The organism is Calditrichota bacterium (assembly GCA_013152715.1).
In the GTDB taxonomy this organism is placed as follows: Bacteria; Zhuqueibacterota; Zhuqueibacteria; order Thermofontimicrobiales; family Thermofontimicrobiaceae; genus 4484-87.
In genome coordinates this window covers 27,876-49,632 of the sequence record JAADFU010000087.1, presented here as the reverse complement: position 1 = coordinate 49,632, position 21,757 = coordinate 27,876, and the positions used below count along the sequence as shown (strand labels likewise).

Below are 21,757 nucleotides of genomic sequence, written 5' to 3'. Positions count from 1 at the left end.
ATCGACACAAATTCACTGAACCCAAACCCAGACCTCAAACGCGTTTTACCCATCGGAGGTGAAAATGAAAGTCAAAATCGACGATGTGATAATTACTGACCGCATTCGTCAAGAACTGCACGATCTCTCTGAGCTCAAAAGCTCCATTCGTCAGGTCGGTCTGCTGAATCCCATCATCATTAATGAAGAGTATGAACTTTTGAGCGGATTCCGCCGTCTGAACGCCTGCCGTCAATTAGACTGGAAAGAAATCGACGCCATCATGGTGCACACCGGCGACGACGAATTGAAAAAAATCGAAGTGGAATACCACGAAAATATCGGGCGAAAAGACTTGACTGAAGTCGATATCCAGGCCTACGAAAGAAAGCGTCAGACACTTTTGAATCCACCTAAGAGATTTCGCTTTTTCAATATTTTTAAATTTATTGTGGAATTTTTCCGCCATTTATTTCATGGAAGAAAAAATCTGAAAACAAAAAATTAGCGGATTCCAGGTAAAAAAAGATTACCTGTCTCGATTTATCAAAAATTTATTTTCTCACCGCCGGCAATGAGAAAATCTACCGATTCTTTTTCGGGATAAGTGTCCGGACAAAATAGCTGGTTAGCAGCGCAAATTTTCAAAAAAATATTTGAACTAAATTTCTGGAAAAAAAATGAATTGGATCACTTCACCGGAAGCGTGGATTGCCTTATTTACACTAACCGCGCTGGAAATTGTTTTAGGAATAGACAATATCATCTTTATCTCAATCATCGTGGGGAAATTACCCCTTCAGGTCAGAAATAAAGCCCGCTCCATCGGGCTGGCGCTGGCAATGATAACGAGAATTTTACTGCTGCTGGTACTGAGCTGGATCATGACCCTTTCTCAGCCGCTGTTTTTTCTCTGGCGTTGGGAATTTTCCGGGAGAGATCTCATTCTGATTGCCGGTGGATTGTTTTTGCTGGCAAAGAGTACTCACGAAATTCACACCGCTCTCGAGGGAGACGAAACCGAATCAGAAGCCACCAAATCAGCCAGTTTCTTCAGCGTCGTCATGCAAATTTCCCTGTTAGACATCATTTTTTCTCTCGATTCCGTGATTACAGCCGTAGGTCTGGCGGAGCAGTTGGCAGTGATGATCATTGCCATTGTGCTCGCTGTGGGAGTTATGATGCTTGCAGCGCGCGCGATCGGCAATTTCGTGGACGCGCATCCAACAATAAAAATGCTCGCACTGAGTTTTTTGATTTTAGTGGGCGTCTCGCTCTTGGGAGAAGGGCTCAATTTTCACATTCCCAAAGGCTACATCTATTTTGCCATGGCATTCTCTTTTCTGGTGGAAATGCTCAATTTGCGCGTCCGAAAAAAAGTCCGGCGGAAACCGGTTAAATTGCACAAAGCTATTGAAAGCGCTTAGTTTTTGTTGTTTGCAGCAATGGGCGCATGGGATTTTAATCGCAACTTTCTTCATTTTTTTCTTGACATTTTCACAAAATTTTGTTATTTTTAATTGCAAAAAATGTCAAAATCGCAAAATTTTGATAATTTTGCAATTGCGGTTAAATTTCTTTGTGCCATGCTCATTCAATGAAGGAGGTGAAACTTTCGGTGGCAGAGCGAGTAACCGGTACGGTCAAATGGTTCAACAAACTGAAAGGCTTCGGTTTCATTACGCGCGAAGACGGAGATGACATTTTTGTTCATTACACTGCGATCCGCGGCGCCGGCTTTCGTGCGCTCGAAGCTGACGAAAAAGTTGAATTTTCTATTGAGGAAACTGAAAAGGGGCCTCAGGCTCAAGATGTTGTGCCGCTTTCTTGAGAGCGACAAAAGAAAAACTTGAAGCGACGTGAACCCCAACAGTGGCAACGTCGCTTTGCTTTTTTTAATGACGCGCTCCATCCTAAAATTCTGCAAAAAATTTGCTAAATTATCAATAAATCGGAGTTCCGCCATGAAAAAACAACCCTATCGATCCATGCCAAATTTTTCAATCATGACCAGACGAACATTTTTGCGAACAGGCAGCGCCATCGGCACGGGCATTGTGCTGGGTACACCGGCGATTTGGGCAAAGGAACAGACCAAAAACCCGGCGCGTCCGAAAACAAATGTGGAAGAGGCGCTGGCGATTCCCAAAACTCCATTTTCGCTACCCGGCAAATTCCCCGGAAAAGTCGTAAAAACTCAAAATGATAGTGCCACCAAAGATGAAAAATTTGACCAGCAAGTTGTCCGAGAAATGGTTTTCAACGGCATTGAAAAATTGACAGGGAAAAGCGCGGCAGAGGGCTTCGGTTTATTTTTCGACAAAAAGGACATCGTCGGCATCAAAGTCAATCCTGTGGGCGCCGGTCTCATCAGCACGCGGCTGGAAGTTGTCCGCGCGGTCATCGACTGGCTTACCGAAAACGGCCTTTCCCGAAAAAATATCGTCATTTGGGATCGTTTCGATTACATGCTGGCGGACGCCGGCTTCACAGCAGAAAATTTTCCTGGCGTCAAAATTGAAGGGCTGCAAACCATGGACGAGGAAGCTGCCATGGGCAAAACGAGCGACAACAGCCGCTGGCTGCGAAAAGACGGCAAACATGTCAGCCTCGACAATTTCGACCAGAAAGTTTACTACTGGGTCGATGTCGAAGGTCCTAAAGATCTCGCCTATTTGAACCAACACGTTGTCAATGGCAAATATTCCTATTTCGGAAAATTACTCACGCAGAAGCTGACAAAAATCATCAATATTCCGGTGTTCAAAAATACGGGAAACGGCATTTCCATGGCGACGAAAAATTTGGGCTACGGCTCCGTTTGCAACACCAATCGTTTGCACCGGCCGTTATTTTTTGACGTCTGCACCGAAGTGCTGGCATTTCCGGTGATCCGCGACAAACTGGTACTGAACATCACCGATGGTTTGCGCGCCCAGTACGATGGCGGCCCCGGCCCTAACGCGAAATTCACTTACACGTACAACACGCTCTTTTTTGCCACGGACCCTTTCGCGCTGGACATGACCTGTCACAATTTGCTGGTGCAAAAAAGAAAAGAAATGGGCGTTAAAGTGAACGAACATCCGCGATTCACCGAATATTTGCGTTACGCAGAGAGGCTGGGAATAGGAGTTGCAGATCCGGCCAAAATTGAAGTTATTTCAGCTTAATTCTGTTTGATTCTTTAAATTTGTTCAAGGAAAAAATAATGAGAAAACCGCTGGTCGCAATTTTTGCTAATATCCTTTTTTTGAAAATTCTCATTTGCTCAGCAACGCCAGCGGACTCGACGATTTTTTTGCAGAAAAAAATCAACGGCTGGGAACGGCAGAATCCGCCGCAAATTTTTGCCGGTACCGCTCTTTTCAATCACATCGACGGCGGCGCCGAGCTATTTCACGAGTTCGGTTTCCGGCAACTTTTCGTTTTGGATTTTAAAAAAGATTCGCTCCAGCTTTCACTGGAAATTTACCAAATGGAAAACCCCACAGCAGCGCTGGGGATTTATTTGCTGAAATGCGGTAAAGAAACGCCAATCGCCGCAGTTCAGGCTCGAAACTCCGGCAACTACCTGCAAATAATCGCCGTGAAAAACAACGACTTCTTTCAGCTAAATAATTTTTCAGGGACAAAAAACGGGCTGAACGAATTGCCGTCTTTGCTCAATCCCATTCTTGATTCCATCGCTGAAACACCGGAGATTCCACTGCTGAAATACTTACCGCAAAAAAATCTCGTCACGGGAAGTATTTTCATTTTTCGAGGTCCCTATGCCCTGGAGCCGATTTTCACTTTTGGCGAGGGCGACATCTTTCAACTCAATGGGAAAATTTTTGGCATTGGTGCCGATTTTGATTCTGCCGGAGTAAAGTTCACCCGTTTGATAATCCCCTACCCTGATTCACTGGCAGCAAAAAAAGCCTACCAAAATTTTTTGACCTTTCACGATCCGTATTTGCAAATCATTCACAACTCCGCTCGAAAAACAGTGTTCAAAGATTTTCGCGGCAAATTCGGCAGCGTGGCGCTGATCAAAGAAAAAATTTTAATCAAAATAAATCTGTCAGCGGAACCTTGATCACATCACCCATGTTAAATATTTTTTTTGCAAACTGATTCGCGACTGAATTTCACACTGATTTTGGAAAAGAAAATTTGAAAGAGAAAATCGGATGACAGAACTGATTAAAATTTCGCTGCTTTTTCTGTTGGGAATTGTCGCCGGGTTCATCAATGTGATGGCTGGCGGCGGCTCCACACTCACTTTACCCATGCTGATATTTTTGGGACTGGACGGCGCAGTCGCCAACGGAACCAATCGCGTGGCAATTTTAGTACAAAATTTATCGGCTGTGCTTTCCTTCAAACAGGAAAATTTCTCCCAGTTCAAAACAAGCCTCAAATTGGCGGCTTTCACGCTGCCGGGAGCGATCATCGGCGCGCTGGTCGCGGTTTCCATCAGCAATGATTTGTTCAAAAAAATATTGGGCATGATCATCATCGGCGTCGTGATCACCATGGTTGTTCCCAGAGCGAAAAAAGATTTCGGCAGTGAAACTGGCAATTACAAGCCATATTTGCTCTACCCGGCGCTGTTCGGCGTTGGTTTTTACGGCGGGTTCATCCAAGCCGGCGTCGGATTTTTGATCATGGCAACGCTGCACTATTTGATGAAATTGAATCTCGTCCGCGTGAACATGCACAAAGTTTTCATCATTTTCATTTACACCATCCCAGCGCTGCTCATTTTCATTTTGACAAAAAATATTGATTGGATTTTCGGAATAGTGCTCGCCGGCGGCATGGCTTTTGGCGGTTGGTGGTCGGCAAAATTAGCGGTAAAACGCGGCGAAAAAGTGGTGCGCATTGTTCTCATGCTTGCCATGCTGATTATGGCATTAAAACTTTTGAAAATTATTTAACCGCTAAAATAATAAAGATTTTTGATTCGTCCCTTTCATTTTTCCCTGAAAAAAATATCAGTTCAAACCCGAGCAATTGACAAAAAAGGGTTCATTTCACCATATTGAAACAAACCCTTTTTTAATGTTAATTTTCCCAAAAATTAGTAAACTAATTGGCCGCCGTGATAGCCGATGGACGCGAATATCGGCAAATCCAGGAACACCAAAATGGGTAAAATTATTTCTATTCCCTGGGGCGATGCCAAAACATTTACGTCATGCAACATGGCTATCAAAACAATAATACTAAACACCGTGCCCAGTACGCTGAGGCCAATCTTCCACCTGATATGAGCCATTGGCTTTCCCAGATAATTTACTTTCCAGGACAGCCAGCCGGTGAGAAACGCAAAAGGGAGAGAAATAGTGCCCAGAACGTGAAGATACAAAATAGAATGTAAAAATGAGATATCGTCATTCAGCAAATAATACCACAAGAGAAAAAGTGTACAGGTTCCGTAAAAAGTCATGGGAAAATGAACAATCGCCGGATGGGGATGGCGTTTGAAAAAAGGGAATTTGTGCAAAAATTTTGCGATAAACTTTGGCAACGGCAGTTCGACCTCCGTGTCCTCGGATTTCGTTTCACCGACTTGTTGGAAACGATGCAGCATTTCCGCGCCGTGCGGCGCCGCCGCAAGCGCTTCCGTCAAATCAGCGCCAGCTTCGTGACGCCCCATGTGTTTGCCGTTTTTCCACAATTTACTTTCCGACACATCGTACACTCTGCCATGCGCCGCGACATAAGCCGTATTGCCATCTTTGCCATTATTTTTCTCTAACTCTTCTTTAGAAAATTCCAAATTGTCCTCCGAAATTTTTGTTGTTTTTTTTTATCAAACAGGGCAAAAAATACATCGTTTACTTTTTCCCCGCTGGTTTCAAAGGCATTACATTGAAAAATACTGTCAACGCCACCGGAAAATAGAGCACAACCAACAAAATGATGGGCACAATCATCGGCGCGAGTTGCGCTTGGCGCTGATATCCTTCGATCAAATAAGCGATAATCAGCAAAATTCCGGTCAAATTGTGAATTCGAATCGTCAACAGATTTGCCGGAGCTAATTTTTGCGGATCACGAAAATTCTTCGTTGCCACGGCGATCGCCTTTGTCAGCCACGGGAGTGTCACCAGACTGAGATAAATCCAGAAACTGGCTATTTTGAAAAGCGGGATAAGAATGATGATCAAATAAGCAATGATCATGTTCAAAGCGTAGAGGAAAACACCGGTTTTAGCGCCGAAAATGACTACCAGCGTTCTCTTTCTGCCGTCGCGATCCTGTGCCTCGTCGGGAATTTCGTTGATGGTGATCATGGAGAACATCATAAATCCCAGCGGCAAAACGACCAGCGCCGCTTCCGGAGAAAAAGAGTGCGCTTGCACAAAATAGGCGCCCAGACCGATGGTCAGAGAAAAATTTATCAATTGGGAAATTTCTCCGAGTCCGTGGTAGCCGTAGCGGATCGGCGGCGCTGTGTAAAAATACGCGCACGCCATGCCAAAAGCACCAATAGCGAAAACAATCCATCCGCGCTCTGCAGATAGAAACAAGCCAATGAGAATAGTGAGAAAATAGCCGAGAGAAAAAGCCTGCTTCATCTGCTCCGGCGTAATCACCCCACCCGTCAACGTGCCGCTGCCGCCGGAATAGGGATTTTTTTCGCGTTTTTTGGCGTCATCAATGGAGTGTTTGTAATCAAAATAGTCATCAGTCATGTTAAGCGCAATATGATTGAAAGTGACGCCCGTGACGACGAGGAAAAAATAGAAAGGAAAAAATTCGCCGGTAATCGCCCATGCTAAAACGCCGCCCAAAATCGCCGGCAGAATACTCGGCGGGACAAAATGGTAGCGAAACGCTTGCCACCACGCTCGGATGCTACTTGCCATAAAATAACGACTCCCGACTTTGTTTTGACACATTTTCCCGCTTTGTAATTATTCCAAATTTCAATATAGAAAATCAAACTTTAAAAATCAATAGCTTTTTCAAGCTCAATTTTTTGAATTGGCAATTGTTTTTGTATATCCTCTATTAAAGCACTTTTCCTTTTGACTAAAATTAGCACAATTTGCCAAAAATATTCTGCCGCGGAACTGACATTGAACCCTTTGCTAATGGCAAACATCAAGTAGAGTATGAAAGTAGCTACAATTTTTTTGCTGAAAATTTTTCTTTGTTGATGAGAATATATCGGTTCTTTTTTTGCCTTTTGAGTTTTGGAGACTTCGCGGCTGAATAATTACGAATATTTAAAAACCCTAAAACTGGAGTATATAATGAAAACGAAAAAATGGAATAAAAATAACATCCCCGATCAAACAGGTCGGGTAATCATCGTCACCGGAGCCAGCAGCGGCATTGGCTTTGAGACAGCGAAAGCGTTGGCTGAAAAAGGCGGAACAGTGGTACTGGCTGTCCGCAATACGGACAAAGGCAACGAAGCTTACGAAAAAATCAGGTCTGCCTTTCCCGTTAAATTAGTTCTGATGCCATTAGATTTGGCTGACCTGAAATCTGTGAAAAAATTTGCCGCAGAGTTCAAGGCAAATTTTGACCGATTGGATTTACTGATCAACAACGCCGGGGTGATGATACCGCCCTACTCAAAAACAAAGGACGGCTTTGAACTGCAAATGGGAACGAATCATTTGGGACATTTTGCGTTAACTGCCCTGCTGTTTGATTTGATCAAAAAAACGCCGAACAGCCGCATCGTAAATGTCAGCAGCGTAGCGCATAAATGGGGAAAAATCGATTTTTCGGACATCAATTGGGAAAAACGAAAGTACAAACCCATGCAGGCGTATGGAGACAGCAAGCTTGCCAATCTCTATTTCACATCTGAACTGAAACGAAATGCAGAAAAAGTAAATCAAAGCGTAATCGTCGCCGCGGCTCATCCGGGCTGGTCAGCGACAGCGCTCCAGAGACACTCCAGTGTTTTTTCGTTCTTCAACAACTTTCTTGCGCAAAGTCCGAAAATGGGCGCCTTACCCACATTGTACGCCGCGATCGCCAACGATGTGAACAGCGGTGATTTTTTCGGCCCGTCGGGACTGCTGGAATGGCGCGGCTATCCGCAAAAGGTTCAATCGAATGAACTTTCCCGTGATGCTTCAGTCGCTGAAAAATTGTGGGAAGTTTCCGAAAATTTAACCAAAATCAAATTTGTGATTGGCAAAAAATAACTGTTACGGATTTTCAGCGCAAATTTTCTCAAACATCAATTACTAAATTTTAGCCGGATTTTGCCGTAAATCTGGCTTTTTTTTGCCGTTCAAATTCTCGCCACCCCTAAAAAAACCGCGTGCAAACTCACGATGATCACCAGAAAAATAATTCTTGCCCGATTTGCCTCAATTTTGCCAAAACGATATTCGATGGAATTCTCATGGCAGGAACCTACGCAGTCGCCGCACAAAGTGCAGGTAAAACTTGGCTTTCTATTTTTGACATCGTTCATCGATAACGCTTGATAGCGGCAGACTCGCGTGCAGGCGCCGCATTCAGTACAGGAATCATTGATCCGAATGCGAAACGGATTAATTTTGCCCAATGCATTTGCCAGCAAACCGATGGGACAATAAACCGTGCAATGAATCATGGAGCCCTTTTTTCGTGAAAGAATGCCCATGATTCCCACACCCAACAAGCCAAACGCAGCTCCGAGAATCGTGGCATAAAATGAATCGACTCCGGCAAGCCGCAACAGGAGCGAAACAGCGACAATCATCAGCAAAATTCCTAATCGCGCCGCATGACGCCACCGCGGCAGAATAGCCGGTTTTCTGGCGCCATTGCTGGCAAAATTATCCCAAGCGCCGATGTAGCACAGATGGCTGCACCAGGCCGGACCTACCAGCAGAATCGTCGTCAAAAACAAGATGGGCATAAAAAATCCAGAGCCGCGAAAGATCGGCCCGGCAACGATCATCGCCGGAATGGGCAAGTGCAACTTTCCGGTCATGAGAAATTTTTCCGCGCCTAACAAACCGATCAATAGCTGTCCGAAAAAGACGACAGAAAAAAATAACCAGATGCGCAAGCGCCATTTTTGCTGCTCTTGGGGATCAAACATTTTTTCCACCAAAAACCCAGCGTACAGCGCTAAAACAGCAATTTCCAACCAGCCCAAAGAGGGAAAAAATCTCTCAGCCAACAGCATCGGATTGGCGACTTTGATTTGCACAATTGCCAACAAACCAGCGGTCAAAAGAATTGAAGCGACTACTCCGCCGTCAATCTTTTTTTTTTTAAATCTGTCTTTCACTTTTTTATTTTCAAAAACAAGCGCTGAAAGGCCTGAAAACAGCGCCACCACAGCCAAAATTATCGCCAATCTCGTCCAGGATTCGCCCATCGCCTGCCTCATCTGAATCAAACGGATCGCCGTTTCGACCCAGATTATCATGGCAAAAACAAGCAATACTTGAAAAACCCGCACTACCCACTGTCTTTTCACGAACAAAAGAAACGGCAAAAACAACCAAAAAATTGCCAATCCTAAAATTCCTCCGCGAGAGAAATGAGCCGCCATCAACAAGCAAGAAAAAATCACCGGAAGTAATCGCACAAACATCATTGTTTCTTTTCCTTTATCATTATAAGTTGCATTTTGAATTTCTTCTTTGCATTCAAAGCATGAGGAATATTCGCCGGCATAATTACAGTCTCTCCTTCGTTTGCAGTTTCTGTATTTTTGCCAACGCTAATCTCTGCTTCTCCGTCCAAAATCTGTACGACAGCATCAAACGGAGCTGTATGTTCGCTCAGCCCCTGCCCCGCGTCAAAAGCGAAAACCGTCAGTGAGCCGGAGCTGTTTTTCACAATTTCTCTACTGACAATTGAATGCGGCGAATAATCCACCAGACTCGCCAGATTAATCGCTTTGCCGCCTGGTAAGTTCCCCAAATTTTCATTGCTCATGTTTTTTCTCCTTCTACGATTTAACAAAATAAGAATAGTACTTGTTTCCCTTTTTCTCGGTCCAGATTGTGCAGCCGCTATTTTTCACCTTTTCCAGCAGCGGCTCCGGTAAAAATGGAGTAATCAATTGATAAATTTCTTCATCATCGAGCTTTTCTACTTCCTGAAGCACTACCGTTACCGGATGTTCCCCTCTTCCCAGCATATCTGTGGCGTCCAGCGTCTTTGCAATTTTTTCGCGATCCAGCCATGTTGGCGAATTCCCGGCAGAATCCGAATCAACTTCGTCTGGGAAATATTCATGAATGCCGGCGTTGACTCGCAATCTGTTCACTACAGACGCCACGCTGATTTTTTCCGTTTCGGCAATCTGACGCAACGTTGTCACTTGCGCCACAGTTTGTCGCAAAATCGGATTATTCAAATTTTCAAAAATCGCCGTGATTTCCCCTAATTCGCTTTCCAACTGCGGATAGGCCTCCAGCAGATCCGAAACTTTTGTCCCTGGCTCAATCGTAATTTTCTTTTGTTCGTCAGACATTTCTCTTTCCTTCAATTTTGTTTAAAACCTTTTGTCATCTTATTTCAAGGGCTACTTTTCATAATTCAATAATCGTTGTTCGCCTTCCAATTTTCTCTTTTCCGTCAAATCCTGGCTCACTTCAAGGGCACCGAGATATTCGCCGTTTTCATTGCGCATGGCGAAATATTCGATCATGATAAATTTCCCGCCCATCTGAATCCAAAAAGAAGCCACATCCTGAGCGCCGGATTTGAAATCGTCCAAAATTTTTTCCACAATGTGCACGCTTGACGGCGGGTGACATTTTTGCACATCTCGCCCCAAAATTGCACGATTGCGAGCGAAAATTCTTTCTTTTCCGCGAGTAAAAAACTTCACTTTGTCATTTTTGTCCACAAATGTCAAATCAAACGGAATGGTGTTCAGCAACGCAGTTAATTCCTCGACAGTGAAACTGCCGCTGGGCAATTGAATTCGTCCGTCTGAAGGAGTGGAGCCAAATTTTTCGTCAGCGATTCCTTCGGGCTTCCATTCATCAGTCGGATCGTAAAGGCAAAAGCCAATTTCCACGCTCTGTTTGTAAATTTCGTACCATTCCGCGTCAGTGAGCGTGTCCAATGTCATGGGAAAGAGAATCTCTTCCTCCTTGCCGATCATGTCGTCCACAGCTTTGGACGCCGGGCGAAAAATCATATTTGTCACTGTTTTTGCTTCTTCCACAGACATTTTCGCTGTCTGTTTGAATGCCTCAAACGCCGCCTTCAGCAAAACGCGGGTTTCGTCATGTTTGCCCCACATCACTTGCGGCGGACCTGTTACGCCATGTTTTTCTAAATAGGGGAACAACAAATTTTCTTTTCGCAGATAATGTTTGTCCACATCAGCCAGTTCATTAAAATGTCCCTGAATCTGCCGCAATAATTCAGCAACGTCATCCGCCGAGTCGAGCTTCTCAACCTGTTCGTACAATTTTTCCAGCTCTGCAATTTTCAGTTGCAGCGCAATATTTTCCTGCTGAAAAGTATGCACCGGATGCCCCGGTTCTGCCTTTTTTGCGCCGGACTGATCAATGGCGCCCTCCAGAGCCGCCGTGTGAATGTCGCACAAACGCAGCACTTCTTCCTGCGGCAGGCCTTCGGAAATCAGTTCCTGTTCCACCTCCACAACTTCATTGTACGGCACTTGCCCCATCAACCGAATCAACTGTTTTCTGACGACTTCCGGCGCCTCGCCTTTGTGCAGTTGCAAAATCATGTGTTTCAATAGCTCTTTTCTTTTCTTTGAATTATTTATTAGTTCGCTCATTTTTCTTTTCCTTAAATTTAATGGCTGGTATTCAAATTATTAAAATCAAATGTTTTATTGTATTACCAATTAATCTCCGTTTTTTTTGCAAAAGAATTTAAACTACGAAGTGCACGAAAATCTTTTTACATTTTTTTCTTTGTGCTCTTCGCGTACTTCGTGGTTAATTATTATCGATGCGGCTTGCCGCGCGTAGGAGCAGCAATCAAATGGTTTTCACTTCTTTCAATTTTCCTTCAACGCTTAATATGTGTTCTTCAACGATTAAATCCGACCTCCCCGACGAAGCTACCGCCTGTTCGACAATCATCGTTAATCCGCCACAGCAGGGAACTTCCATGCGCACGACAATCACCTTTGGAATGGACACTTCGCTAAATATTGCGGCTAATTTCTGGGCGTAAGGTCTGGTGTCATCTAATTTGGGGCAGCCAACCACCACACTCCTGCCGCGCAAATATCGAGAATGCACATCTGCAACCGCCAAAGGGCCGCAAGTGCTCATAACGACCAATTCCCTGTCGCGGAAAAATGGCGCTCCGGGGCGAACGAGATGCAATTGCACAGGCCAGTGCGCTAATTCTGACGTCGCTCCCGAATCCGCGGAATCTTCTTGAACACGCGCTTCTCTGTCCGGTTGTTCAACAATTCGCTGTCTGGCGCCGGGGCAACCCAAGTGCATTTTTTCTTCTGCTGCGCTGATTTTATGCTTTTTCTGCGCTTCTTCCATGCGCCAGACGGCTTCTGCGCCTTGAGTTTGCAGCAAATGTTGACGCACGCCAGCTTCGTCAAACGCCGGCACTTCTTTTTCTTCAATTTTCAATGCTCCGGTGGGACAGGCGCCAATGCAATCGCCAAATCCGTCACAAAAATCTTCTTTGACCAATTTCGCTTTGCCGTCAATAATTTGCAGCGCCCCTTCAGAACAGCCAATCACGCAGTTGCCGCAGCCGTCGCACAAGTCTTCGTCGATGGTAATTATTTTTCGTATCATCTTTTCTCCGGGAAATTCTAATTTTTATTGCCCATAATTTTTCTGTCACCCTTTTATTTCATTTTGAAGATACGGAAAATTTCATCCAATCGCCTTGACTAAAGTCAAGAGAGCACATTTTTTCCTTGACATTTTCATAATTTTTTGCTAAAGTTTATTAGAAAAGCAAAAAACTCGCTCCCTGCCAGATAAATGCTAAAAATCGTCTGACAGCAACATCGTTTATTTTTTAAAATAAAAGCTTCCCCCAAATTAAACCTTTCCCAATTAAGGAGAGAAAAATGCGTAGCTCAAATTTCCGGTTCAAAAACTTTGTACTTGCCATTTTTGTCATCTTGCTTCCTTTGACACCTCTTTTAGGAAGCAATCAAGAAGATTTTGACGTCATCTATTACAGAATAGACGTCAAGATCGACATAGACCAGGAATCCGTCGCAGGAACTGTCGAGACCAGAGCCGTTAGTTTGATCGACGGACTCACTCAATTGAATCTGGATTTGTTTGACAACATGACAGTCAGCGCCGTCTCGGGTGATGCGTCCGGATTTCAGCACGGGAACAATATTCTGGCGATCGACCTGGACAAAAGTTACAATCAGGGCGACACCGTATCCGTGATTGTCAATTACAGCGGCAAACCATCCGCCGGATCAAATTTCAATCCCATGACTTTCGACCGCTCCCGTGACGTGGTAACCATTTCCTCCGAGAGCTGCCCTTTTTACGCCCGAACCTGGTGGCCCTGCAAGGACCGGCCCGACGACAAGCCCGACTCGGTGGATTTTTACATCACAGTCCCTGCCAATTTGACCGTCGCCGCCAACGGCGTGCTGATTAATGTGATTGACAACAGAGACGGCACAGAAACTTTCTACTGGCAAATTCGCAATCCGATCGCGACCTACTTGATCGCCTTTTCCGCTTCGAACTACCAGATTATCGAAGATCAATTTGTCTCGGCAGAAAATGACACTCTGCCCATCAGGATTTACACTTTCCCGGAACATTACAGCAAAGCGCTGGTGGATTTCGACAACGTCAGCGAAATGATTGAGATTTTGTCTTCATATTACGGCCCCTATCCTTACATGAATGAGAAATACGGCATTGTGGAATACGTCGGCTACTGGGGAGGCATGGAATATCAGACAATCACTTCGCTGCAGCCTTATTTAATCCAAGGAAATCACAGTTACGAATCAACCTTTTTGCACGAATTAGCACACCAGTGGTGGGGTGACTGCGTTTCGCCGAAAGATTTCCACCACACCTGGTTGAGCGAAGGATTTGCCGTATTTTCCGAAGCGCTTTATTACGGACATTTGCAGGGAGAGCAGCGCTACCACGATTATATGAATAACGAAAACAATGCGCTCAATTTGTCCGGCAGAATTTACCGCGACGACGTCACAGACCCTAACGCCGTGTATGGCTACATTGTTTACAACAAGGGCGCCTGGGTGATCCACATGCTGCGACACGTGATGGGTGAAGAAAATTTCTGGGAAGCGCTGCACCAGTATCGCCAGCAGTACGAATACAGCTCTGCCACAACCGAAGATTTTCAGCACGTATTTGAAAATGTCGCTGGCGAATCTCTGGATTGGTTTTTTCACGAGTGGATTTACGAGCCCGGCTATCCGTTTTATTACTACGGCTGGTCTCAGAGAGAAAATAACGGACAGTACGAGTTGAAAGCGTTCATCGACCAGATTCAGCAAGACGCGCCGCTGTTCAAAATGCCCGTGGATGTGACAATTACTACCGCGACCAAGGAAACAACGCTTGTGGTGACCGTGGAAGATAGCAGCCAGACCTTTGAATATATTTCTGACGAACCAATTACTGATTTTAAACTGGACAAAAATGACTGGATTTTGAAAAAGACAAAAGTCACCACTCAGCCGATTCTGAAATGTTACGACTACTTTGTAGTGGATTCTCTCGGAAATAACAACGGCCTTGCCGAGCCGGGAGAAACGATATGGCTAAACATCACAGTCGTCAACGAAGGCACCGGGGCCTCGAAAATGGTAGCTGTTCTTGTGAGCGATGACCCGGATCTTGAAATTCCGCGCGTACATAGTGAATTCATTGTTTCGGGTGGAAGCTACGGCCATTTAGAACGCGACTGGGTGGCAATGCTTCCCTTCACAATCAAGGAAAGCGCAGTGCCGCACATTTCCAGTCTGGCCATCCAATTCAATGCCGATGACACCTACACAATGTACGACACCATTGACGTGAAAATCGGCACGCCAAATATCATGCTGGTGGATGATGATGACGGTGAAAATTTTGAGCAATATTTGTCGCAACCATTGTCGCTGGCAAAAGTTTACTACGAAACCTGGGACGTAAAGCAAAACGGCGTTCCGGACTATGATGATATTCTGAAAAATTACCAGACCGTCATCTGGATCACCGGCAATGACCGTACAACGACGCTCACTGCTGAAGAGCAGGATGCGGTGGGAAAATTTCTCGACAACGGCGGCTGGCTGCTGCTTTCGGGACAGGACATCGGCTACGACCTTGTCGCGGACGGCAGTGAGCAAGACTCGCTTTTTTACTCCAATTATTTGCACGCCCAATTTCTGAGCGATTCGGTGAATTCGACAAAACTCATCGGCGTTCCCAATGATCCGATCGCCGGCGGGATGTTTGTTTACATCGAAGATAAGCCGGAGGCTGCCAGCAATCAGCACTCGCCCAGCGCCATCGCGGCTCTGAATGGCGCCGAGACGATTCTCAAATACATTCCTCAAATGACAGCCGGCGGAATTCGCTATTCCGATCCTGCCAGCGGGGCCAAATTGGTTTATCTGGCTTTCGGACTGGAAGGGATCTCCGGACCCTATGAGGACACGGGACAGCAATTGCTGGAAAAAATCATGGCCTGGTTTTCCGGAACCAGCGGAGTGAATCATTTTGAGCAGGGAAAAACACCGGTGAAATATTCCCTGGAGCAAAATTACCCCAACCCTTTCAACTCAGTGACGAAAATCAGATTCAATTTGCCCGACGCCGGCAATGCCAAATTAATCATCTACAATCTGGCAGGTCAGAGAATCCGGGAATTGACCAAACCAGACTCAGCCAATGAATTCATCTGGGATGGCACAGATCAAAACGGAGAGTCGGTTGCTTCGGGAATTTATATCTATGAATTGAAAGGGAAGAAATTTTCGGCTTCGCGAAAGTTAGTGCTGGTGAAGTGAATTTTGAAGCGCCTAAAGTGTGCTACACCTGCAAGGTGTAGTACACTTATCTTTGCCAGCTTATTTACTTCCAAAATTGCACATTTTTGCACGACATTCTTTTGCATTTCCGGTCTGCCGATTTTTTCGTGTTAAACCCCAATTGTTTCATGATAATCTTGCAAAGACTTTCTTTTAATTCAGGGTAACGGGGAAGCGGATCAACCCCACTAATCGCCTGATGAAATTCTTGCGTTAAATATCATTCCCCCACAACCCGCCGCAATTCCTTCTCTTTGAGAACAACAATCCCCTCGCTCACCTCGCGAATGAGTCCTTCTCGCTTAAAAAACTGCAACGCCCGGGAAAGCGTCTCCGGGATGGTTCCCAGTGTGGACGCAAGGTCTTTTTTGGAAATATTTAATTGGCAAAGATGTTGTTCGTTTCGTTGAATGCAGTTTTGCAGCAGGAAATTTGCCAGACGTGCTCTGACATCGTGCAGGGAAATCTCTTCGATTTTTGCCACTAATTGCCGGATGCGGCGCGAGTAAGCGCGCATGATTTGAAAAGAAATTTCAGGGAAGCAGCGCAAGGCTTCTAAAAATTCCTGTTTCGGGAAACGCACCAGAGCGCTGTCTGCAATAGCCTGGCAGTAGGCGGGGAATTCATCGAAGTCAAAAATCACGGCCTCGGCGATCAAATCGCCGGTTTTGTGGATGTGCAAAATTTGTTCGGCGCCATCGGAAGAGAGTTTGTAAATTTTCAACATGCCAAAAAAAACGATGAAAAATGCGGAAGCAGGCTGACCCTCGTGAAAAACATGACTACCGCGCGGCACTTCTTTGATGCTTGCCAGATCAGAAAAAATCTTCAATTGCTCGGGCGTCAGCGATTCAAAAAGGAAAACATCGCTGAGAAATAATTGCAATGTTTCTCCAACATTTTCATCGTTCATCTTTTTTCCCTAAAAAAAAGACGATTCCCACCGCAATGAAGCCGATGCGCAGAAATCGTCTCTTTGCTGTTTTCACAAAATTTTATTTTCCACCGGAGATGGCTTTCATATATTGGGCGCGCACAAAAGCCTGCGACAGCGGATTGTTCTTCTGGTTCAGTTTGCCACGGAAATCAGACAGACTGGAGAACTCGTGCTCGCGCATCCAGTTCTGTACATTTTCCAGCAGCTCTTTGATTTTTCCGGCCCCTTCTTTGTAAAAAAGAGAAACGATTTGAACTGCAGCAGCGCCCGCCAGAATTTGCTTGATCATATCATCCGCAGATTTGATATTTCCGCTGGCGGCGATGTCAATATCCACGGTTTCCGACAACATCGCGACCCAGCGCAGCGCGTAGCTGAAACCGATGGGGTCGTTAAACATGGCTCTGACTTTTGTGGCAATATTTTTCAAATCGATATCCGGCTGCACAAAACGATTGAACAGCACCAGTCCGTTTGCGCCGCGGTTCGCCAGTCCCTTTGCCAGATAGCCGAAAGAAGTGAAATAAGGCGATAGTTTCATGGCAACGGGAATTTTGATTTCCGCTCTCACTTTTTCCATGACGTCGAGATAGACCGCTTCTAAATCGTCGCTGCTCTGGGAAAAATCGTAGGGCAAAATGTAAACGTTTAATTCGAGCGCATCGGCGCCGGCGGCTTCGATTTGCTTGGCATAACTCACCCACCATTTGGACGTGGCGCAGTTCACCGACGCAATGACCGGAATCGAAGTCTGTTTTTTAGCTTGCCGAATAGTCTCCAGATAATCGCGCGGGCCATAGCTCATGTCAATTTCCGCGCGCAAATAGTCCAGCACCTCGGTGTGCATGCCCAGACTGTCTGACACGTCAGATTCTTCAGCACGAATCTGTTCCTCAAACAAAGATTTCAACACAACAGCTCCGGCGCCGGCTTCTTCCAATCGTTTCACCTGATCAGCGGTTTTCGACAGACCGGAACTTCCGACAATTAATGGATTTTTCAGAGATAAACCAAGATATTGAGTCGCGAGATCCATGCGTTTCTCTCTCCTGAAATGAGTGAAAAGTCTATTTTTATTCGTCTGCAAATTCTTTTCAAAATATAACCGTTGCAGTGCAAAAAGTCAAGCTAATTTTAATATTTTAACCTTTTGCGCGCCAAAATGGAAAAATAATTTCACGTTCATTCATTTTGATTATTTTCTAAAGCGAAAGATTCTATGAAAGATGAGAAAAAATCGCTTCCTAATGTTGCAAAGTTGTGAATTATTCCGTATATTCGAAAAAATAATTTTCGAACGCAGATCGTCTCACTGGTAAATTTCGCCAATCATCACGGATAAAAAATCCGCGTCGCTCCGTGTGCATCTGCGTCCTATTTTTCCGTTGATTTAACAGAGCAAAAATAATAATGAAAAGAATCAGCGCGGACATCACAAATTATTTGCAAAATTTGCTCGGCGACTCGTACGAATCTTTCATTCAGGCGAAATCCGAACCGACGGCGATGCGCGTCAATGAATTAAAATCGAACAAAAAGGAAGTTTGCGAGCAATTGGACCGCTGGGGCGTGAATTACTCGCCTCATCCCGTCAATCCGAACGGTTTGATTCTGCTTGAGGACAAAATTCACGTCAGCCATACGCTGCTCTATTTCACCGGCGCTGTGGCGTATCAGGGTGTGGCATCGCAATTGCCAGTGTTGGCGCTGCAGCCACAGCCGGGGGAAACGGTGCTGGAAATGGCGGCTTCTCCCGGCTCCAAGGCGACACAAATCGCCGCGCTGATGGAAAATCGAGGAAAATTAGTCCTGAATGACGTCTCCACTAACAGGCTACAGGCATTGGTCGCTAATTGTCTGCGCTGCGGCGTGATGAATGATGTGACGCTCAATCTCGCAGGCCAGCGGTTGGGCGCGCTGCTGCCGGAATTTTTCGACCGTGTGCTGCTCGACGCGCCCTGTTCCGCGTTGGGCACACTGGCAGAAAATGTCAACGAACTCAATCACTGGTGGTCGCCGCGCGCGATGAAAAAATTTGCCAATGTACAGCAGTTGCTGTTAGTTTCCGCCATCAAAGCCGCGAAAGTCGGCGGGACAATTGTCTATTCCACCTGTTCGGTCGCGCCTGAGGAAAATGAAATGTTGATTCAAAAAATGCTGGAAAATTATCCCGTGGAATTGACGCCGATCTCCTTTGCTGACGCCGGGGCAATTTTCCCGGGATTTTCCGAATATCAGGGGCGCAAATTTTCCGCGGCAATGAAACTGACCTGTCGCACTTTTCCTCAGCGCAACGGCATGGAGGGCTTTTTCATCGCCAGATTGCGCAAAACCGGTGCCATGAAAAAGAAAACTTTACCGCCGCAGACCGAGTGGGTCGAAACAGAACCTTTTGACAGTCCGAACATTTTGCCGGTGCTGGAGCAGCTCTCCGGTTACTGGGGTCTCGACATCGAGCAATTTCAGAAATTTCGATTTCTCATCAATAAAAAACGCCTCTGGATCATCTCTGCGGATTGGGAGCAAATTCCGACGAACAATTTTGTCAAAACCGGGCTGGCGCTGGCGGAAAAACGAGTCCCGGTTTGGAAACTGACCAATGCCAGCGCGCAAATTTTTCAGCCGGCTCGGGTCGCGCGTTTTCTGGAATTACCGAAAGAACTAATGCGAGAATTGTTTCGCAGCGGAAAAATTGACGGAACAGACTACCCCATCGGCTATTTTGCGCTTCGTTTTCAAAGCCGAACGATCGGTATTATTTCCAATTTTCGCGGAGCGCTGCAAATTCATTTGCCCCATCGGTTTAATTTAGTGTTGTGAGTTTTGAGTTTCCGGCTTGCGGAATTGGTGAAGTAATTGTACTTTGTCATTAGACATCGGAAACTTTAGGATTCGCGCCTGTCTTTGGGAGGGGTGAAAACATCAACTTTTGGTGTTGGTTTCATTTTTGCCGGATCGGTTTATTTTGCGCAATAAAATCCTGACGGATTAATTCCAAACAAAATACCGCTGGTCATAGAACTTGAAACTTTAGACCCAAACTCTGAACTCGAAACTAGAAACCCGAAACTAAAGAAAAAAGGAAATCAAAACCATGAACGAGGGACTCGTCAATTGGGTGTTGCTGCCGCTGTTGATTTTTCTCGCCAGAATCATGGATGTTTCCATCGGCACCATGCGCATCATTTTCGTGTCGCGCGGTCGGCGAGAAATTTCGGCGGTACTCGGTTTTTTTGAAGTTTTGATCTGGCTCATTGCCATCAGACAAATTTTCAACAATCTGGATAATCCGGCTTGTTTTCTGGGTTACGCGCTGGGATTTGCCACGGGAAATTACATCGGCATGTTCATCGAAAACAAGCTTGCTATTGGCATTCAGGTCGTGCGCATCATCACGCGCCGCGACGCCACGCCGCTGATAAATCGATTTCGCAAACTGGGGTTCGGCGTGACCATTGTCCACGGCGAAGGCGCGCGCGGACATGTGAAACTCATTTTCATGGTCGTTCCCAGAAAAGAGATCGCCCAAATTGTGCACGATATTCAATCGTTTAATCCCAAAGCCTTCTTTTCAATAGAAGACATCCGGAGCGCCGAAGAAGGAATTTTCCCAAACAATCCGGGCGACAGATTCTTTACCCGTGTCTGGCGGCGACTGAAATGGGAAAAGAAGAAGTAGCCTTATCCGACTATTTCAAAAAAATTGAAAATGCAAAATATGAATCGAAAAGGTTTTCATCCTTAATCAGATCAGGCCGGCTGATTTACACATTGAAAAAATGCAGACGATAATTCTCTTGTCCTGGCAGGGGCAACAATATTTTCGTTACGAAATTGCAACTTATTTGTTTTCATAGAAACTTCCGACTTTTTCCATCGCTAATTATCGCTAAAACAATGATTAAAAATTTGAAATATTTAAAAAAGCGCTTGACTTTCTTGTTTTCTTTTATTATAATGAGAAAATTAGAGGGGGAAATTGCTAACTGCAATAAACATCTTTTTTTTACAAGGGGCGTTGTGAAGTCGTGATTTCAGCATCATTTATTTCAAGGTTATAATTTATTTTAAATTATAAAGAGCTGAAATTCAGGTGGAAGTTTGGGAGAGGAAAAGCGCCGGCGTGAGAAAATGCCTCCGCGATGTCAACCATCAAGATGCTTTCTTCCTAAACAAGCCAATTCGAGAAAAAATGACAAAATTTTTTTTGAATCTAAATTTAATTTTGTACATCATATTGTTTAATTCAATTTTATTTTTTATCTAAATTGGCTTTTTTTAATTTGCCATAAAATTAATTTCAAAAATATGCACTTGAATTCAAGAATTATTTTATTATGATGGAAAAAACTTCTTTTCTCTTTTTCTTTTTATTTTTCACCCGAATCGCTCTCTGCCAAAACAACGAACCTGTTTTGCAACAAAATCAATACCAGATAGGTCCGGACCAGCGATTGCTTATTACCGTTCACATTTTCGGTGAAGTAAAAAACCCGGGCGAATATTTGGTGCCGGACGATACCAATGTCCTGGAATTGATTTCCAAAGCAGGCGGACCAACAGAATTTTCCGATTTGGGCAAGATTAAAATCACCCGCGGATTGTTAGATGTTGCAGAAGTGAAAAATCTCATAAAAACTCGTTCGCAAAACAGGAACGACAAGCGTATATATTATAAGAAGCAAATAATTAAGATAAATTTAAAAAAATTGCTCGACAAAGAAGATTATAACATCGCTTTGCCGACCATGAAACCCGGCGATGTTGTTCGCGTGGGACGGAACAAAATGTTCGCTTGGCAGACAATTATTCAGGTGATTTCTCAAATCGCTCTTGTGGCGCAAGTATGGTATTGGTACAGCCGAAGCAACTAA

General features: G+C 44.9%; 20 protein-coding genes. 11 read left to right on the top strand and 9 right to left on the bottom strand.

Going from position 1 to position 21,757, the window contains the following annotated elements:
- The first annotated feature begins 64 nt into the window (after positions 1 to 64).
- The 6 genes from GXO74_06695 to GXO74_06670 all read left to right on the top strand — a co-directional run bounded on the left by GXO74_06695 (position 65) and on the right by GXO74_06670 (position 4,904).
- Complete coding sequence (locus GXO74_06695) at positions 65 to 487, top strand: ParB N-terminal domain-containing protein (GenBank protein ID NOZ61353.1); 423 nt, start codon at positions 65 to 67, stop codon at positions 485 to 487.
- A gap of 172 nt (positions 488 to 659) precedes the next feature.
- On the top strand, positions 660 to 1,406 hold the full coding sequence (locus tag GXO74_06690; protein NOZ61352.1) for a TerC family protein: 747 nt from the start codon (positions 660 to 662) through the stop codon (positions 1,404 to 1,406).
- A gap of 170 nt (positions 1,407 to 1,576) precedes the next feature.
- Positions 1,577 to 1,810, top strand: coding sequence for a cold-shock protein (locus GXO74_06685; GenBank protein NOZ61351.1), 234 nt, complete (start codon positions 1,577 to 1,579; stop codon positions 1,808 to 1,810).
- A 157-nt stretch (positions 1,811 to 1,967) separates the two neighbouring features.
- Positions 1,968 to 3,152, top strand: a complete 1,185-nt coding sequence (locus tag GXO74_06680; protein ID NOZ61350.1) for a DUF362 domain-containing protein — start codon at positions 1,968 to 1,970, stop codon at positions 3,150 to 3,152.
- A 38-nt stretch (positions 3,153 to 3,190) separates the two neighbouring features.
- Complete coding sequence (locus GXO74_06675; protein NOZ61349.1) at positions 3,191 to 4,060, top strand: hypothetical protein; 870 nt, start codon at positions 3,191 to 3,193, stop codon at positions 4,058 to 4,060.
- 94 nt (positions 4,061 to 4,154) lie between these two features.
- Positions 4,155 to 4,904: a sulfite exporter TauE/SafE family protein gene (locus tag GXO74_06670; GenBank protein NOZ61348.1), complete on the top strand. Its 750-nt coding sequence runs from the start codon at positions 4,155 to 4,157 to the stop codon at positions 4,902 to 4,904.
- 143 nt (positions 4,905 to 5,047) lie between these two features.
- On the opposite strand, the gene GXO74_06665 is transcribed toward GXO74_06670, so the two are convergent.
- Positions 5,048 to 5,749, bottom strand: a complete 702-nt coding sequence (locus tag GXO74_06665; GenBank protein ID NOZ61347.1) for a hypothetical protein — start codon at positions 5,747 to 5,749, stop codon at positions 5,048 to 5,050.
- Between the two features lie 58 nt (positions 5,750 to 5,807).
- Complete coding sequence (gene menA / locus GXO74_06660) at positions 5,808 to 6,842, bottom strand: 1,4-dihydroxy-2-naphthoate octaprenyltransferase (protein NOZ61346.1); 1,035 nt, start codon at positions 6,840 to 6,842, stop codon at positions 5,808 to 5,810.
- 390 nt (positions 6,843 to 7,232) lie between these two features.
- Here menA and GXO74_06655 point away from each other — a divergent pair, with 390 nt between their 5' ends.
- Positions 7,233 to 8,144: an SDR family NAD(P)-dependent oxidoreductase gene (locus tag GXO74_06655; protein ID NOZ61345.1), complete on the top strand. Its 912-nt coding sequence runs from the start codon at positions 7,233 to 7,235 to the stop codon at positions 8,142 to 8,144.
- A gap of 89 nt (positions 8,145 to 8,233) precedes the next feature.
- Here the strand turns inward: GXO74_06655 and GXO74_06650 are convergent, their stop codons facing one another.
- From GXO74_06650 to GXO74_06630, 5 genes are all read right to left on the bottom strand, one after another.
- Positions 8,234 to 9,538: a 4Fe-4S binding protein gene (locus GXO74_06650; protein NOZ61344.1), complete on the bottom strand. Its 1,305-nt coding sequence runs from the start codon at positions 9,536 to 9,538 to the stop codon at positions 8,234 to 8,236.
- Positions 9,535 to 9,882, bottom strand: coding sequence for a cupin domain-containing protein (locus tag GXO74_06645; GenBank protein NOZ61343.1), 348 nt, complete (start codon positions 9,880 to 9,882; stop codon positions 9,535 to 9,537). Before GXO74_06645 ends, GXO74_06650 begins: the two co-directional genes overlap by 4 nt.
- 13 nt (positions 9,883 to 9,895) lie before the next feature.
- Positions 9,896 to 10,423: a DUF1858 domain-containing protein gene (locus GXO74_06640; GenBank protein ID NOZ61342.1), complete on the bottom strand. Its 528-nt coding sequence runs from the start codon at positions 10,421 to 10,423 to the stop codon at positions 9,896 to 9,898.
- A gap of 51 nt (positions 10,424 to 10,474) precedes the next feature.
- Positions 10,475 to 11,710, bottom strand: coding sequence for a DUF438 domain-containing protein (locus GXO74_06635; protein NOZ61341.1), 1,236 nt, complete (start codon positions 11,708 to 11,710; stop codon positions 10,475 to 10,477).
- Between the two features lie 205 nt (positions 11,711 to 11,915).
- Positions 11,916 to 12,704 carry a 4Fe-4S ferredoxin gene (locus GXO74_06630; GenBank protein NOZ61340.1) on the bottom strand — a complete coding sequence of 263 codons (789 nt, stop codon included), beginning with the start codon at positions 12,702 to 12,704 and terminating at the stop codon, positions 11,916 to 11,918.
- Positions 12,705 to 12,985: 281 nt separating this feature from the next.
- Between GXO74_06630 and GXO74_06625 the strand changes: the two genes are divergently transcribed.
- A complete protein-coding gene (locus GXO74_06625) occupies positions 12,986 to 15,925 on the top strand; it encodes a T9SS type A sorting domain-containing protein (protein NOZ61339.1) in 2,940 nt (979 codons plus the stop codon).
- A 241-nt stretch (positions 15,926 to 16,166) separates the two neighbouring features.
- On the opposite strand, the gene GXO74_06620 is transcribed toward GXO74_06625, so the two are convergent.
- Together GXO74_06620 and GXO74_06615 are read right to left on the bottom strand one after the other, a co-directional pair.
- On the bottom strand, positions 16,167 to 16,859 hold the full coding sequence (locus tag GXO74_06620; protein ID NOZ61338.1) for a Crp/Fnr family transcriptional regulator: 693 nt from the start codon (positions 16,857 to 16,859) through the stop codon (positions 16,167 to 16,169).
- 82 nt (positions 16,860 to 16,941) lie between these two features.
- Complete coding sequence (locus GXO74_06615; GenBank protein NOZ61337.1) at positions 16,942 to 17,919, bottom strand: dihydroorotate dehydrogenase-like protein; 978 nt, start codon at positions 17,917 to 17,919, stop codon at positions 16,942 to 16,944.
- 374 nt (positions 17,920 to 18,293) lie between these two features.
- Here GXO74_06615 and GXO74_06610 point away from each other — a divergent pair, with 374 nt between their 5' ends.
- The 3 genes from GXO74_06610 to GXO74_06600 all read left to right on the top strand — a co-directional run bounded on the left by GXO74_06610 (position 18,294) and on the right by GXO74_06600 (position 21,757).
- Positions 18,294 to 19,703 (top strand): RsmB/NOP family class I SAM-dependent RNA methyltransferase, encoded by a 1,410-nt coding sequence (locus tag GXO74_06610; protein NOZ61336.1) that lies wholly within the window; start codon positions 18,294 to 18,296, stop codon positions 19,701 to 19,703.
- A gap of 274 nt (positions 19,704 to 19,977) precedes the next feature.
- A complete protein-coding gene (locus tag GXO74_06605; GenBank protein NOZ61335.1) occupies positions 19,978 to 20,562 on the top strand; it encodes a DUF2179 domain-containing protein in 585 nt (194 codons plus the stop codon).
- A gap of 658 nt (positions 20,563 to 21,220) precedes the next feature.
- A complete protein-coding gene (locus tag GXO74_06600) occupies positions 21,221 to 21,757 on the top strand; it encodes a hypothetical protein (GenBank protein ID NOZ61334.1) in 537 nt (178 codons plus the stop codon).